The organism is Dorea ammoniilytica, from assembly GCF_025567415.1.
Lineage (GTDB): Bacteria > Bacillota > Clostridia > Lachnospirales > Lachnospiraceae > Claveliimonas > Claveliimonas ammoniilytica.
Map to the genome: position 1 here is coordinate 125218 of NZ_JAOQJV010000001.1, position 16465 is coordinate 141682.

Below are 16465 nucleotides of genomic sequence, written 5' to 3' on the forward strand. Positions count from 1 at the left end.
TTTAATTCTTAATTCTTGAAAAAACGACACCCCTTTCTTGTGTACACGAGAGAGGGGTGTTATACTTTCGGTAGTGTGTGTACAGAAGAATGAGGGGTTTACGGATGAATAATGACAGACTCTCTAATAGAAAGAGACGGTTAAAACAAATACAACGCAGAAGACAGATACAAAGAATCATGGCTGCAGGAATCCTGTTTTTGATGGTAATAGGTGTATTTCAGGTAGTTCGTGCAGTAGGGAAAAGTCGTATTGCACAGATTACTTTACAGGCAGATAATCAGTCGATCATGCAGGATGAAAAAGTACCGACATTAACTGCATCAGCAAGCTGTGAGAGAAAGAAGGAAAAGAAAGTTCTGGATAAAGATAAAGGGTACACAGTAAAGGATCTGTTGAAGGAACTGAACAGCGGAAAAGATTATTCTATCGAGTGTGATGCAGACGGAACAAAGGAAGGAAAATTCCCGATTAAGCTTATTCTTTCTAAGGAATTGTCTAAGAAATTAAAGTCTGACTGGGATGGAAAAGCGAATATAGTTGTTACGAAAGGATATCTGACAGTTAAGAATAAAGTCGGCAAATGGAAAGGCAACAAGTTTCAGAAGTACGATGGAAGTTATGTAGAGAATGATTTTGTAGTATCCAAAGGGAAAACTTATTATTTCGGCAGTGATAGGAAAAAAGTCAGCGGATGGCAGGAGATTAACGGTAAAAAGTACTTCTTCACAAAAAAAGGAGCAATGGAATCTTCTGCATGGAAGAAAGACGGAGATCATACATATTATCTTACCGAAAATGGCTCAGCGATGATGGGTTGGATGAAACTGGGAGACGATACTTATTATTTTGATGCAGACGGCATCATGCTTACCGGAAAGCAACGGGTAGGTTCCGATAAATGTGTATTCGGAAAGGATGGCAAATTACAGTCTAAGGAAATGAAGATCGATCCGGATAAGCCAATGATGGCATTGACTTTTGACGATGGCCCGGGAGAGCGGACGCATGAGCTTCTGGATATGCTGGAGAAATACGATGCGCATGCGACATTCTTTATGCAGGGCATTCACGTGAGCAAATATGCTGATGATGTGGAGAGAATGAAGGAGATTGGCTGTGAGATCGGTAATCATTCTTATGATCATCCGCAGCTTACTGGAGAAGCAGATGGTGGAGCATCGCAGGTGGCAAAGACCAATGAGCTTCTGAAACAGGCATGTGGTCAGCCGGCTACGGTTCTCAGACCACCATATGGAGCAGTTAATGATCAGGTGAAAGCGGCAGTCGGTATGCCGATGATTCTGTGGAACATTGATACGCTTGACTGGAAGACCAAGGATACACAGAGCACGATTGACTGTGTATTGAATACAGCGGATGATGGAGATATCATATTGATGCATGATATTCACAGTTCAACAGTAGATGCGGCTTTGCAGTTGATACCAAAGTTGATTGAGAATGGATATCAGCTTGTAACAGTATCGGAAATGGCGGAAGCTCGTGACATTATACTTGAGAATGGAAAAGTGTATACAGATTTTAATAAATAGCAGGATATGATGTCTGAGTGCAGACGATTATGCATGATAAAACGCCCGATCGGTGAATAACCGACCGGGCGTTAGTTCTTGGAATTATTGATTTTTACGTTTTTCCAACAGTGCGTGAATCTTGTCTGTAGGATTCAGTACATTACTGATGGATTTGTCGTGATTCAGTGACTCAATGATCAGTGCGATGAATTTGCTCATGTCAGCGATAGCGAAGTAAGGTTTGTCATTTACCTCCGGTGGGAGATAGGTCAGGTTGGTGGTTACAACTTTATTGATATATCCTTTTTCATAATATTCGTCAAAGTGAGCGAATCCGTCTGTAAAGAGTCCGAAAGTAGTGCATACGAACACGCGTCCTGCGCCTCGCGCTTTTAACTGTTTGGCTACGTCCAGCATACTGTCGCCGGAAGAGATCATATCGTCAATAACGATCAGATCTTTACCTTTCAGGTCAGAACCAAGGAACTCATGAGCAACGATCGGATTCTTGCCATTTACGATAGTAGAGTAATCACGGCGTTTATAGAACATGCCCATGTCTACCCCAAGTACGTTGGACAGGTATACGGCACGGTGCATAGCTCCTTCATCCGGACTTACGATCATTAGATGGTCTTTGTCAATGATCAGATCAGGTACTGCGCGGAGCAGAGCCTTCGTGAACTGATACTGTGGTGAAAAATTATCAAAGCCGATCAACGGAATTGAATTCTGTACACGGGGATCGTGAGCATCAAAGGTAATGATATTCTCTACGCCCATATCTACCAGTTCCTGCATAGCCAGTGCACAGTCCAGTGATTCACGCTTGGTACGCTTGTGCTGGCGGCTTTCATACAGGAACGGCATAATAACAGAGACACGGTGAGCTTTTCCCTGAGCTGCTGAGATGATACGCTTCAGATCCTGATAGTGATCGTCTGGTGACATGTGATTCTGAAAACCGTTAACCGTATAGGTCAGATTGTAATTGCACACATCTACCATTAAGAACAGATCAGAACCACGGATGGATTCGCCGATATAACCTTTAGCCTCGCCGCTTCCAAAACGTGGGCATTTGCAGTCAATCAGGAAATTGTCGGAATGATAATTGGCAAAAAGAGGAGAATTCAGGATCTCTGTCTGTGCCTCCTTACGGAAATTAACAATATGATTGTTTACTTTTTCTCCCAGTCCTTTGCAGCTTTCCAGTGCAGCAATCTTAAGTGGAGCTACAGGTAAAGACTGCTCAAGATATTTGATATTTGTCATTTGTGTCTCCTAACATTTGATAAGTTTATAGTGCCTACATATTACTTATATCACTTTTCTTATAAAAAGGTCAACCAATTCTGAAGAAATGTGTTATAATGAGCGATAGCTAAATTGATTTAGAGGAGGAAGTTATGGGAAAACCAGTAGTAGCCATCGTTGGAAGACCGAATGTAGGTAAGTCTACATTGTTCAATGTACTGGCAGGAGAGATGATTTCAATCGTGAAAGATACTCCGGGTGTTACAAGAGACCGCATCTATGCGGACGTGAACTGGCTGGACCGGGATTTTACACTGATAGATACCGGCGGTATTGAACCGGAGAGTAAAGATATTATTATTTCGCAGATGAGGGAGCAGGCACAGATTGCCATTGACACAGCAGATGTGATCGTTTTTATCACTGATGTGCGTCAGGGTCTGATCGATGCGGATTTTAAGGTGGCAGATCTTCTTCGCCGTTCCGGTAAGCCGGTCGTGCTGACGGTTAATAAAGTAGATAACTTTGACAAGTTCATGCCGGATGTATACGAGTTCTATAATCTGGGGATCGGGGATCCCGTGCCGATTTCTGCATCTTCAAGACTGGGTCTGGGAGATTTTCTGGATGAAGTGGTTGCACATTTTCCAGAGCATACAGGTGAGGAAGAAGAGGATGAGCGCCCACGTGTAGCCATCGTAGGTAAGCCTAACGTAGGCAAGTCTTCGATCGTGAACCGCCTGGTCGGCAAGCAGCGTGTGATCGTGTCCAATGTGGCAGGAACCACTCGTGATGCCATTGACACTGAGATTGTGCATAATGGCAAGGAATATGTGTTCATTGATACCGCAGGACTTCGCAGAAAAAATAAGATCAAAGAAGAACTGGAGCGGTACAGTATCATCCGTACCGTAACAGCGGTAGAGCGTGCCGATGTGGTGCTGGTAGTGATTGACGCTACAGAGGGTGTAACAGAACAGGATGCCAAGATTGCAGGTATTGCACATGAGCGTGGCAAGGGTATTATCATTGTGGTTAACAAGTGGGATGCCATTGAGAAAAATGACAAGACCATGCGTGAATATGAGAGTAAGATCCGTCAGGTGCTGTCATTTATTCCTTATGCAGAGATTATGTATGTATCTGCTGAGACCGGACAGCGGTTGCCGAAGATGTTCGATGTAATCGATATGGTAATAGAGAATCAGACACTTCGCATCGCAACAGGAGTATTGAATGAGATCATGACAGAAGCGGTAGCGATGCAGCAACCGCCGTCAGATAAGGGTAAGAGATTGAAGCTCTACTATATTACACAGGTAGCGATCAAGCCGCCGACATTTGTAATATTTGTGAACGACAAAGAACTGATGCATTTCTCCTATACCAGATATCTGGAGAACCGGATCAGAGAAGCATTTGGTTTCCGTGGAACTGCACTGAAATTCTTTATCCGCGAGAGAAAGGAGAAAGATCAGTAACTATGGAACGATTGATATGTTTGGTGATCGGATATGCGTTTGGTCTGATCCAGACCGGATATCTCTATGGCAAAAGCCAGCATCTGGATATCCGCAAATATGGAAGCGGTAATGCAGGAACGACGAATGTTCTGAGGACACTTGGCTGGAAAGCCGGAGTGATTACATTCTTGGGAGACTCGTTCAAATGTATCATTGCAGTAGTGTTAGTCCACTTGATTTTTGGAAAGACACATGCAGATATCATACAGGTACTTGCTATGTATACCGGTATGGGAGTCGTACTGGGTCACAATTATCCATTTTATATGAATTTTAGAGGAGGAAAAGGGATTGCAGTTACAGCAGGGCTGATTGCCAGTACGACCAATTGGTGGATCACATTGATCTGTGTAGCAGCTTTCCTAGGAGTAACAATATGCACAAAATATGTGTCTGCCGGATCACTTACACTTGTTGTGACCTACATGATCTGTGTAATCGTGTATGGACAGATGGGTGGATATCATGTGACTGGCGGACATCTCTATGAGATCTATGGGATTGCCGTATTGTTAGTGATTTCTGCATTCTATAAGCATAAGGCGAATATTGTCCGTCTGATGAATGGTACGGAGAATAAATTATCAGTAGGTAAGAAATCATAATCTGGAGTATGATCTGATAAGGAGGTATAAGATGGCAAATATCGGAGTAATCGGAGCAGGAAGTTGGGGAACTGCACTGGCATTGCTTCTGGATAAGAATGGGCATGCAGTGACAGAATGGTCGCACAGACCGGAGGAAGCGGAAGAGCTAAGCAGAACCAGAGAACATAAGTCAAAGCTTCCGGGAGTGAAGCTACCGGAGACGATGAGATTTACCGGAGATTTGGAAGAAGCAGTTACAGGTAAAGAGGTGCTGATCATGGCGGTGCCGTCTACAGCGGTACGAAGCACAGCTGCTAAGATCAGACCGTACCTTACCAAAGGACAGATTGTTGTAGATGTGGCGAAAGGTATTGAAGAGAATACACTGATGACTTTGAGCCAGCAGATTGAAGAGGAATTACCGGATGCGGATGTGGCAGTTCTTTCAGGACCAAGCCATGCAGAAGAAGTAGGAAGAGGACTTCCGACCAGCGTGGTAGTGGGTGCGAAGACACGTGAGACTGCGGAATATCTGCAGGGATTATTTATGAATGAAGTCTTTCGTGTGTATACAAGCCCGGATATGCTTGGCATGGAGCTTGGTGGATCATTGAAGAATGTGATTGCATTGGCTGCCGGTATTGCGGACGGACTTGGATATGGGGACAATGCGAAAGCTGCGCTGATCACCAGAGGAATTCATGAGATATCCAGACTGGGTGTTGAGATGGGCGGAGCAATCGAGAGCTTTACCGGTCTTACCGGTGTGGGTGATCTGATTGTAACCTGTGCCAGCGTGCACAGCCGTAATCGCAAAGCCGGATACCTGATCGGACAGGGCAGAACCATGCAGGAAGCTATGGACGAAGTCAAGATGGTGGTGGAAGGTGTTTTTTCTACCAAGGCAGCAGTTAAGCTTGGTAAGAAATATGGCGTGGATATGCCGATTGTAGAACAGGTCAATGCAGTTCTTTTTGAAGGAAAAGATGCAGCAGAGGCTGTGAATGATCTGATGATGCGAAGCGGCAAACCGGAGCATACAGCGAAGCCGTGGAGCTAACGGACTGGCTATAGTATAAAATAAGAATAATTTAGGAAGGCGTCGGGATGATCCCGGCGCTTTTTCTATGCATATTTTCCAGTGTGTCCCAATATAATGGGGTAAAGAGGTGGACAAAGGTGAATAACAAGACAAATAATCTGGAAAGTATATGGAAAATCTTGCCGCTGCGAATCAGAGATCCGTTATCTGCACAGATATCGGATGAGGATGTTTTGCAGGAGATCAGGCTTCGGGCAGGTCAGAAAGTATTATTTTATTGTGACGGACAGGAGCATACGCTTAAAACGAAGGAGAACTGTATGATAACGCCGGAGGAGGTACAGGAGACGATTCAGTATGCGACAGGCTATTCTCTGTATGCGTATGAACAGGAACTGAAGCAGGGATATATTACCATTGAAGGGGGTCATCGGATCGGGATTGCCGGACAGGTCATAATGGAACAGAATGGCGTACGTAATTTCCGATATATTTCATCGGTGAATATCCGTGTTGCACACCAGGTCAGAGGCTGTGCGGATGCTGTGATGCCATATCTGACGAGTCAGGGTAATGTATACAACACACTGATCATTGCACCGCCCGGATGTGGCAAGACGACTCTTCTCAGAGACATGATCCGACAGATTGCGAATGGATGTGACCATTTAAAAGGAAAGACAGTTGGGGTGGTGGATGAACGGTCAGAGCTTGGAGGGTGTTATCTTGGAATCAGACAGAATGATCTTGGAGTCCGAACAGATCTTCTGGATGCATGCCCGAAAGCAGATGGTATGTTGATGCTGATCCGGAGTATGGGACCAGAGGTGATCGCGGTGGATGAGATTGGAAGCGAAGAAGAAGTTGGGATTCTTCGCTATGCCATGCACTGTGGCTGCAGAACGCTTGCAACAGTACATGGAGAGAGTTATCAGGAGATTCGAGACAAACCATTATTTGAAGAATTCTTTCGGCTGAGGTTGTTTGAACGATATATTGTGCTTTGCCGTGGAGAACGGATCGGACAGCTGGAGGGAGTCTACGATCATCAGGGAACAAAAATATGTTGAAGTCTGTAGAAAGAGTGATGCTATGCTGAAGCTTACGGGAGGATTTCTCATTATTTTGGCAGGAAGCCTGCTTGGAGGCTGCCTTGCCTGGGAGCAGGACAGGATCTGTCAGGAAATGAGATATCTGCAGGGACTGATGCTACGGCTTCGGGGAGAATTGTGGTATTCGAGAACGATGCTTCCTGACATTTTCAGAAGGCTTGCGAGAGAAATGAAAGAGCCATATGACAGATGGCTTTCCGAAATGGCAGATCGGATGTGCAGAAAAGATGGAGGGAATCTGGTGGAAATATGGAGTCAGGGAGTGGAAATTCATCTGACAGAAAATATGATCCCGGAAAAGGAGAGACAGCGGCTTATGGAACTTGGCAGTTTTCTTGGACATGCGGATATAGAAATGCAGATTCGTTATCTGGATCGTTATCTGGAAGAATTTGCAGATGCCATAAAGGAAAGACAGTCGATGCTTGGTGAAAAGAAAAAGCTGTATCGTAGTCTGGGAGTGATCGGCGGTATTCTGATTGCGGTGATGCTGATATAAGAGGAGGATACATGGGGGTAAATCTGATATTTAAGATAGCGGCGGTGGGTATTCTGGTGTCAGTACTGGGACAGGTGTTGAAGCATAGTGGAAGAGAAGAACAGGCGTTTCTGACGAGTCTTGCAGGACTGATTCTGGTATTATTCTGGATCGTGCCATATATTTATGATCTGTTTGAATCCATACGGGATCTGTTTTCCCTCTGAGCAGTGTTAGACTACTACGGGAGATATGTCGATTCGAAATTTTATCTGTAATAGATGTGGAAATGGGGGATGTATATGAATATGCTGCAGGTTGCAGTACTGGGAGTGGCGGGTGTACTTCTGGCGGTGCAGTTTAAGGGCGGAAAAACAGAATACAGTACATATATTGCACTGGGAGTGAGTGTGCTGATTTTCACAGCAGTATTTGGACAGTTGGAAGTATTGGTGGATACTGTGCGTGAGATTGGAGATACCATAGGATTAGATGGAGTTTATATTCGCACAATGTTGAAAATGATCGGAATCACATATGCAGCAGAGCTTGCTTCGAGTATATGTAAGGATGCTGGATATCAGACGGTTGCAGCACAGATTGAGATATTCGGAAAACTGTTAATTATGGTATTAAGCGTTCCGATACTGTTGATGGTACTACAGGCAATCGGAGAATTCCTGACATGAAAAAACAGAGCGCATACGGGAGAATTCTTCTGGTAAGAATAAGTATGTTGGCGATGACGGTGATAGCAGCCTTGTGGTGGCAGGAAAAAGCGGAGAGTATGGGTATAGTATATGCCAGTGAGACTGAAGACGTGCAGATATCAGACAAGACGCAGAATATGGAACTGTTGGAATCAATGGATTTTACAGATATTGATCGGATGATGGAAGACCTTTTTCCACAGGAAAGGATGGAATTTGCGGATGCGGTCAGACAGATTATGATGGGAAATACGGATGTTGGCCGAGATGCTATAAAAGAAATGCTACGGGAGAGGATATTCGGAGCTTGGGAGGTGAACAGAAAAAGCATTTTATATCTGATTCTTTTGGCGATTGCATCAGCAGTATTCATCGGTTTTTCTGATATATTTCAGACCAGGCAGGTGTCACAGATTAGCTTTTATATGATCTATCTTCTTGTGATGGGAATCTGTCTGGCATCATTTCAGGCAGCATCGGAATGGATGGCAAATGGAGTGCATACGTTGACAGGTTTTATGAAGGTGTTGTATCCGGTGTACTTTGCAGCAGTTACAGTCGCGAAGGGAAGCATCAGTTCCCTTGCATTTTATCATCTTGCGATTATTCTTATTGTAGTAATTGAAGAGCTGCTGCTTCATCTGATCGTGCCGGGAATTCATATGTATGTGATAATAAGGGTGATGAACAGCTTGCAGTCAGAAGATTATCTGTCTAAATTTGCAGAGCTTCTGGAGACGGCAATCGGTTGGGGACTTAAGACTCTGATGGGTGGCATGATCGGGTTAAATGTGATACAGGGGATGCTTGGACCGGCAATTGATACTGTGAAACGAAGCGCAGTGACAAGAGGAATGGAGATGGTTCCGGGGGTAGGAGATCTGCTTGGCGGTACGGCAGAGGTTGCCCTTGGCACCGCTGTGCTGATAAAAAACAGTATCGGTATCGTTGGAATGTTCCTGTGTCTTGTACTCTGCCTTGCACCATTATTGCAGCTTGCAGTGATCACACTTGGGTACAAGCTTGCAGCAGCACTGGTTCAGCCTGTATCGGATAAAAGAATTATAGAATGCATCAGTGGTGTAGGCGAAGGCTGCAAGATGCTTATGAATTGTATCTTTGTTACCGGGATTTTATTTCTGGTGACGGTTGCTATTGTGAGCTATACAACAGGAATGTGATGAGGGATTAAATGGAAAAATTATATGAGTGGGTTCGTCAGATTGCATATGTGATGGTACTGATTTCGGTGATTATGCAGCTTGCGGCTGGAAAACAGTACCAGAAGTATATCAGGTTGTACACGGGAATCGTTTTGATTCTTTTTATGCTTGTTCCGGTGTTTCGGATATTTGGAACAGATACGACAGGATTCATGACTGAAGCTGAAAAAAAGTATACAGAGATGGTGGAGCAGATTGAGACAAAGTCAGCAGAACTTGAGGAGGAAGATGTGGAGAAAAGTCTGGAAGAATCAGAAGAGGAGCAAACAGAAGCAGGGCGGATAGAAGTGGGGGAGATTCGGATTGGAAGATAAGAAGCAGATACCGAAGATAGACTGGAAAAAGCTTGTCGGGAAATGTAAGGATCTGTGTCATAGAAAAGACCGTCTACTGATTATACTGCTTACAGGCATTCTTTTGCTGGTAATTGCAGTGCCGTTCTCTGGGGAGGGTGATGCGGAAACGGGATTAATGCATTCCGGTAAAACGAAAGATCCCTCGGATAATACTTCAAATGAAATGGCCGGAAATGGTAACGCGGAAACATATGCAGATTATTTGGAACAGAAACTGGCGAAGGTTTTGTCGGAAGTACATGGGGTAGGACAGACAGAGGTTATGATCACCATGGCATCTTCTTCAGAAAAGATTCTTGGCGCAGACAGTGAGTCGGAGAGTGAGTCAGTGAAGGAGTCAGACAGTCAGGGTGGCAGCAGAAGTACGATTCAGAGTCGGAGTTCCCAGACAGCAATCTATGATGGTGGTGGAAGCAGCCAGGGAGCGCCTTATGTGACAAAAGAACTGACACCGGAGGTGGCCGGAGTCATCGTAATAGCAGAAGGTGGTGATGACCCGGTGGCAGTAGAGAATATTATAGAAGCCGTTCAGGCATTATTCGAGATAGACACGCATAAAATAAAGGTAATGAAACGTAATTAAATTCATCGCAAGGAGGAAAGTAGTGTGAAGCATAGGGTGCGGAGAAATCAACTGGTGATCGCGGGACTTGCAATTATGATCGCAGCAGCAGGATATCTGAATTATTCCGGCAAACTGCTGGGAGGGAAGAATCAGTCTAAGGAGACCAGCAGTGACCTTGCTAATATGGAGCTTCTGGATATTTCGGAGGAAGATCTGTCGGCAGCAAATGGAGATATTAAGAGCAATGATAATGAGGAAGATGGTACCGTGGATGGAACGCCGGGTGAAGCGGTTCTGACCAGTGGCGATGCCAGCGCAGTGGTGGCAGAAGCAAAGGTAACCCGAGAACAGGTGCGGGCAAAGAACAAAGAATCCCTGATGGAAATCATTGATAATAAGAATCTCAGTGATGCGCAGAAGCAGGAGGCAGTGGATCAGCTCCTTTTGATGACAGATCTGGCGGAAAAAGAAGCGGCAGCAGAGACAATGCTGGCGTCGAAAGGGTTCAAAGAAGCAGTGGTAAGTCTTACTTCTGATGGGGCAGATGTGGTAGTCAGTGCGGCAGAACTGTCTGAGGCGAACCGGGCGCAGATTGAGGATATTGTTACCAGAAAGACGGGAGTAGCAGCAGAAAATATTGTAATTAATCCGGTTGCGGCAACAGAAAATTAAATTAAAAAACGAGTTGGAAAAGCAATGAGAAAGACCAGAAAGTCTCTGAAGATCAGAAGAGTGATGTTCAGGGACTTTTTAACGTATTTTTAACGAGAATTATGATGGAAATAATTGACAAAAAGTTTATTAGTAGTATAATCAGAATCGTGTGAAAGTTTAGTGAAAACATATTTTGGGTTTAGAAATATTGTGATTCAAAATAAAAGTTACAAAAGGAAAGAAGGAACGGTATGGAACTGGAATACGTGAATGAACATATCGGGAGAAAGATTAAAGATCTGCGCAATCAGAACGGACTGACACAACAGGAATTGGCAGACAGAACAGAGCTTACCAAGGGATTCATTTCCCAGCTTGAACGGGGACAGGTATCACCGTCAGTAGGAACGCTGCTGGATCTGATTGAATGTCTGGGAACAACGGCATCAGATTTCTTTAAAGAGACAGAAGAAGAACAGATCGTTTTTTCTGAAAATGGATTTTTTGAAAAGGTTGATGATGTCGGTAATCAGATACAATGGATCGTGCCGACAGCACAGAAGTATCAGATGGAGCCGCTTCTTGTGACGATTGCGCCGCATCAGCGACTGGATGAAGATAAACCGCACAGCGGTGAGGAATTCGGGTATCTTATTTCGGGAAGAGTGAAGCTGCATCTGGGAGAGAAGGTCTATCAGGTAAAAGCGGGAAACAGTTTTTATTATCCTGCAAAGGAGAAACACTGGATCGAGAACCCGGGCAGCAGGCCGGCAAAATTCATATGGGTTAGTACACCACCTAATTTTTAGAGAAAGCAGAATGGGGGATAAAGATGGAGAACACAAAGAATATCATTGAATTAAAACATATTACCAAAACATATGAGGATGGATTTACTGCAGTTTCCGACTTTAATCTGGAGGTAAAACAGGGTGAGTTCATTACATTTCTTGGGCCATCAGGATGCGGCAAGACAACGACGCTCCGCATGATCGCAGGATTTGATATTCCATCAGGAGGCGAGATTCTGTTAAATGGAAAGCCGATCACAGAATTGCCGCCGAATAAGCGGCCGATCAATACGGTTTTTCAGCGTTATGCATTATTTCCGCATATGAATATTTTTGACAATATCGCATTTGGATTGAAGCAGAAAAATACACCAAAGAGTAAAATTGTAAAAAAGGTTAAGAAAGCATTGGAACTTGTGGATCTGGAAGGATTTGAGAACCGGAGCGTGAGTACACTGTCCGGAGGTCAGCAGCAGCGTGTGGCAATTGCAAGAGCGGTTGTCAATGAACCGCAGATTCTGCTTTTGGATGAGCCTCTTGGCGCACTGGATCTGAAGATGCGTAAGGAGATGCAGTTAGAACTGAAAGCCATGCACAGAGAGCTTGGTATTACGTTTATCTACGTAACCCATGACCAGGAAGAGGCACTTACCATGTCAGATAAGATTGTGGTTATGTCGGAAGGTAAGATGCAACAGATCGGCACACCGGAAGACATTTATAATGAGCCGATCAATGCATTCGTAGCAGATTTTATCGGAGAGAGTAATATCTTTAACGGAATTGTAACAGGAAAGTTGAAAGCTCGTTTCTGCGGTGGCGAATTTGTCTGTGTGGATGATATGAAGGAAGGTACACACATTACAGCAGTCGTGAGACCGGAGGATGTGCAGATCGTTGCTCCTGAAAATGGAACGATCCGTGGTACGGTGACATCTGTGATCTTTAAGGGAATGCATTATGAGATTACGATCGAGTCCGGTAAAAATGAGATCGTAGCTCAGTCAGTCAATGTGGCGAAGGTAGGTCAGCGCGTAGGTATTACAGTGGAGCCTGACAATATCCATCTGATGGTAACAGAAGATCACACCAACTTCTTTAAGGTTGAGATTAATAAGAATAAAGAACTGGAATACAATGATAATGTTCTGGATGTGAGTCTGACTGATATTATTAAGGGCAGTTATTTTGATGAAGATGGTGATCTGGTAGATTCTAATGGCATAGAGATTGACACCAGAAAGATCCGTGTGACAGCAGCAATCCAGCCGAGGGATATCCGTATGACAGATGAGCAGGAGGAAGGACTGGTACAGGGATATATCAGTAATCTGATCTACGAGGGAGATCACTATAGCTATGTCATTCATACGGATCTGGAGCATGATTTTGTTGTGGATGATGAATACCTGTGGAATATGGATGACCAGGTGGGGCTGATCATGCCGGTTGACAAAATGAAATTTACAGTAAAAAGGTAGGAGGAACGCAAAATGCACAGAAGAACATTTTCCAGAAAAACACTGGGAATACCGTATGCTATATTCTTGCTGCTGTTTGTAGCAATGCCGCTGCTGGTACTTGTGTATTATGCATTTACCAATGGACAGGGCGAGTTTACGGTTATGAATCTGGTGGGATTTTTTACCAATCCTAATACACTTGGCACGTTGTTTTACAGCTTTGGCGTGGCAATCGTGACGACGGTAGTCTGTCTGCTTTTGGCTTATCCAACAGCATATATTCTGGCAATCAGCAAATGGAAGTCTAAGACGGTGATCCTGCTTTTATTTGTGATGCCGATGTGGATCAATTTCTCCCTGCGTATTACCGCGTTGAAAGAGATTCTGACATTTATCGAAGGAAATCTTGCATATCACCCATTTCTGAATACGGTTATTGGTATGACTTATGATTTTCTTCCGTTTATGATATTACCGATCTATACGACCATATCCCGTCTGGATGGCTCGCTGCTGGAAGCAGCAAGGGACCTGGGGGCGGGAGAGATGCAGGCATTCTTAAGAGTGACATTGCCATTATCCGTTCCGGGAATTATCAGCGGCGTATCAATGGTGTTTCTTCCGGCAATGACCAACTATGTAGTACTGGATATGCTGTATAACAGTGCCTATATTATGGGCAGCCTGATAGGAAGTTATTTCTCTGCATACAACTGGCATGGCGGATCGATGATCGCGCTGGTACTTCTGGCAATTATCTGTCTGTTTACACTGTTTGGCGGAGGGCAGGAAGATGAAAATGCGAGAGGAGGTTCCTTGCTGTAATGAAAAAGACTGGAAAAATGATATTTATAGGACTTGTGCTCGCATTTCTGTATCTGCCGATTCTTGTGCTGGCAGTCTACAGTTTTACGAAATCAACGAATATTGGGGCAATCCGTGGATTCTCCATGCATAACTATGTGACGTTATTTTCAACACCGGAGCTGGTGAATATGATCACAGGAACCATTGCACTGGCACTGGGAGCATCGGCACTGGCAACGATACTTGGAACAGTAGGGGCCATCGGTTCTTTCTATTCTAAGAAGAGAACCGCAGCTATGTTAAATACATTGAATCAGATTCCGGTAGTGAATGCGGATGTAGTGACCGGATTTTCTATCTGTATCTTACTGGTAGTGGTACTTGGAATCAGCAAGGACACATTTATTCCGCTGATAGCAGGACATGTGACACTTTGTGCGCCGTTTGTATTCTTGTCAGTGATCCCGAAGCTGAAGCAGATGGATTCCAGTATCTATGAGGCAGCACTGGATCTTGGGGCAACACCGTTTACGGCACTTACCAGGGTTGTGATTCCACAGATCATGCCAGGTATCGTATCCGGATTTGCATTGTCTGTAACGCTGTCGCTGGATGATTATTTTGTGGCAACTTACACGAAGCCGGCAACCTTTGATACAATCAGTACCTATGTGGTAAATGCAACCAAGGGTGCGCAGACCAATATCAAGACAGCACTATGGGCACTTTCTACAGTAATATTTGTGTGTGTTGTGTTACTGGTATTGATCATGAATATACGGTCTCACAGGGCAGAAAGGAGAGGATCATGATGGCAGGAACGAAATCAGGAATAAAGAGCGGTATTATCTTTGGGTTAATTCTGAGCCTTGGTCTTACCTTGTCTGGTGGTATGCAGGTAAAGGCTGCAGATGATAAAAAAGCAGATAAAAAAGCAACAAATGAAAAGACAGTGACACTTAGAATCAGTAACTGGGAAGAGTATCTGGATGAGGGTGACTGGGACGAAGAGGATACCATTGATCTGGAGAGTGGAGACATCATCGGTGAGAATTCTATGGTGGAGGATTTTGAGGACTGGTATTACGAGACTTATGGTATTCACGTAAAGGTGGAGTATTCGACCTATGGAACCAATGAGGATCTGTATAATATGCTGACACTGGGAGATACTTATGATCTGATATGTCCTTCCGAATATATGATCATGAAGCTGATGAAAGAGGGAAGACTGGAACCTCTGTCAGATCATTTTTTCGATACTTCCGATCCGGAGAACTACTATATTAATGGAGTATCCCCATATATTAAATCGGTATATGATAACAGCAAAGTAGATGGAGAATCCTGGAGTAAATACGCTGCAGGTTATATGTGGGGACTGACCGGTATTGTATATAATCCGGAAGAGGTGACCAGAGAAGAGGCTTCCAGCTGGAAGATTCTGGATGATCCAAAGTATAAAAGTCAGATTACGATCAAGGACAATGTGAGGGATTCTTATTTTGCGGCACTGGGAGCTTTGAAATCAGATCTTTTAACATCAGATGCATTTAAGAATGATCCGAATTACCATGATAATCTGGAAAAAGAAATGAATGATGCATCACCGGAGACCATTGCAGAAGTACAGGAATATCTTCAGGATGTGAAGAAGAATGCATTCTCCTTTGAGTCAGATTCCGGTAAGGCAGATATGATTACCGGAAAGGTAGTGGCTAATCTTCAGTGGTCAGGAGATGGGGTGTATACGCTGGATCAGGCAGACGAGGATGATTTTCCACTGGAATTTGCGGTACCGGAAGAGGCAACGAATATTTATTTTGACGGCTGGGTGATGTTAAAGAGTGGAGTTCATGATGACGCTGCAAAGCAGCAGGCAGCAGAAGCATTTATTAATTTTACATCCAGACCGGACAATGTGATCCGTAATATGAATTATGTAGGATATACATCGGTGATTGCCGGCGGTAATGACCCACGGATTTTTGAATATGCAGACTGGTGTTACGGCGCCGAGGATGATGAGACGGATGTGACGCCGTATGACCTGAGTTATTTCTTCTCAGGAGAAGGAACAGAAGGAGAATATGTGATCCATGCGCCGACCGATCAGGTGGAGCGACAGTTGTTTGCACAGTATCCGGATCAGGACGCTATTTCCAGATCATCGATCATGCTGAATTTTGATGATACACAGAATCAGGAAATCAACCAGATGTGGATCAGCGTCCGATGCTATGATGTGAGGGATATACCAATCTGGGTATGGGTGCTTGCAGGAACGGGAGTTCTGTTGCTTGTAGGTCTTATGATCCGTAAGAAAGTTCGTCAGAGAGGAAACCTGTGATTGTAGATT

At 44.2% G+C, this 16465-nt stretch carries 18 protein-coding genes; 17 read left to right on the top strand and 1 reads right to left on the bottom strand.

The features are described from left to right. Positions 1-104 precede the first annotated feature (104 nt). Complete coding sequence (locus OCV65_RS00585) at positions 105-1556, top strand: polysaccharide deacetylase family protein (protein ID WP_262580559.1); 1452 nt, start codon at positions 105-107, stop codon at positions 1554-1556. An 84-nt stretch (positions 1557-1640) separates the two neighbouring features. Here the strand turns inward: OCV65_RS00585 and OCV65_RS00590 are convergent, their stop codons facing one another. Next, positions 1641-2813, bottom strand: coding sequence for a ribose-phosphate pyrophosphokinase (locus tag OCV65_RS00590; protein WP_262580560.1), 1173 nt, complete (start codon positions 2811-2813; stop codon positions 1641-1643). 134 nt (positions 2814-2947) lie between these two features. Here OCV65_RS00590 and der point away from each other — a divergent pair, with 134 nt between their 5' ends. The 16 genes from der to OCV65_RS00670 all read left to right on the top strand — a co-directional run bounded on the left by der (position 2948) and on the right by OCV65_RS00670 (position 16456). Continuing rightward, a complete protein-coding gene (gene der, locus OCV65_RS00595; RefSeq protein ID WP_118384312.1) occupies positions 2948-4276 on the top strand; it encodes a ribosome biogenesis GTPase Der in 1329 nt (442 codons plus the stop codon). Positions 4277-4278: 2 nt separating this feature from the next. Further along, positions 4279-4923, top strand: a complete 645-nt coding sequence (gene plsY / locus OCV65_RS00600; RefSeq protein WP_262580561.1) for a glycerol-3-phosphate 1-O-acyltransferase PlsY — start codon at positions 4279-4281, stop codon at positions 4921-4923. A gap of 31 nt (positions 4924-4954) precedes the next feature. Continuing rightward, complete coding sequence (locus tag OCV65_RS00605; protein WP_118384310.1) at positions 4955-5965, top strand: NAD(P)H-dependent glycerol-3-phosphate dehydrogenase; 1011 nt, start codon at positions 4955-4957, stop codon at positions 5963-5965. 119 nt (positions 5966-6084) lie between these two features. Then, positions 6085-7017 carry a stage III sporulation protein AA gene (gene spoIIIAA, locus OCV65_RS00610; RefSeq protein WP_262580562.1) on the top strand — a complete coding sequence of 311 codons (933 nt, stop codon included), beginning with the start codon at positions 6085-6087 and terminating at the stop codon, positions 7015-7017. A 22-nt stretch (positions 7018-7039) separates the two neighbouring features. After that, entirely contained in the window at positions 7040-7558 is a 519-nt protein-coding gene (locus OCV65_RS00615) for a stage III sporulation protein AB (RefSeq protein WP_158567143.1), read from the top strand. Between the two features lie 11 nt (positions 7559-7569). Continuing rightward, positions 7570-7764: a stage III sporulation protein AC gene (gene spoIIIAC, locus OCV65_RS00620; RefSeq protein ID WP_118384307.1), complete on the top strand. Its 195-nt coding sequence runs from the start codon at positions 7570-7572 to the stop codon at positions 7762-7764. Between the two features lie 75 nt (positions 7765-7839). Then, positions 7840-8226 carry a stage III sporulation protein AD gene (gene spoIIIAD / locus OCV65_RS00625; RefSeq protein WP_262580563.1) on the top strand — a complete coding sequence of 129 codons (387 nt, stop codon included), beginning with the start codon at positions 7840-7842 and terminating at the stop codon, positions 8224-8226. Further along, complete coding sequence (locus OCV65_RS00630) at positions 8223-9428, top strand: stage III sporulation protein AE (RefSeq protein ID WP_262580564.1); 1206 nt, start codon at positions 8223-8225, stop codon at positions 9426-9428. Before spoIIIAD ends, OCV65_RS00630 begins: the two co-directional genes overlap by 4 nt. Before the next feature lie 11 nt (positions 9429-9439). Then, the gene (locus tag OCV65_RS00635) at positions 9440-9784 is read left to right on the top strand and encodes a stage III sporulation protein AF (protein ID WP_118384305.1); all 345 of its coding nucleotides are present in this window, start codon (positions 9440-9442) and stop codon (positions 9782-9784) included. Continuing rightward, complete coding sequence (locus OCV65_RS00640; protein ID WP_262580565.1) at positions 9774-10409, top strand: stage III sporulation protein AG; 636 nt, start codon at positions 9774-9776, stop codon at positions 10407-10409. Before OCV65_RS00635 ends, OCV65_RS00640 begins: the two co-directional genes overlap by 11 nt. A 24-nt stretch (positions 10410-10433) precedes the next feature. Beyond that, positions 10434-11063 (top strand): SpoIIIAH-like family protein, encoded by a 630-nt coding sequence (locus tag OCV65_RS00645; protein WP_118384304.1) that lies wholly within the window; start codon positions 10434-10436, stop codon positions 11061-11063. 233 nt (positions 11064-11296) lie between these two features. After that, a complete protein-coding gene (locus OCV65_RS00650) occupies positions 11297-11854 on the top strand; it encodes a cupin domain-containing protein (RefSeq protein WP_118384303.1) in 558 nt (185 codons plus the stop codon). A gap of 23 nt (positions 11855-11877) precedes the next feature. Further along, positions 11878-13317, top strand: coding sequence for an ABC transporter ATP-binding protein (locus OCV65_RS00655; RefSeq protein ID WP_262580567.1), 1440 nt, complete (start codon positions 11878-11880; stop codon positions 13315-13317). Positions 13318-13329: 12 nt separating this feature from the next. Beyond that, complete coding sequence (locus OCV65_RS00660; protein WP_262580568.1) at positions 13330-14124, top strand: ABC transporter permease; 795 nt, start codon at positions 13330-13332, stop codon at positions 14122-14124. Further along, positions 14124-14918, top strand: a complete 795-nt coding sequence (locus OCV65_RS00665; RefSeq protein WP_262580569.1) for an ABC transporter permease — start codon at positions 14124-14126, stop codon at positions 14916-14918. The genes OCV65_RS00660 and OCV65_RS00665 overlap by 1 nt, the downstream gene beginning before the upstream one ends. Beyond that, a complete protein-coding gene (locus OCV65_RS00670) occupies positions 14915-16456 on the top strand; it encodes an extracellular solute-binding protein (RefSeq protein ID WP_330666847.1) in 1542 nt (513 codons plus the stop codon). Before OCV65_RS00665 ends, OCV65_RS00670 begins: the two co-directional genes overlap by 4 nt. Positions 16457-16465: the final 9 nt, after the last annotated feature.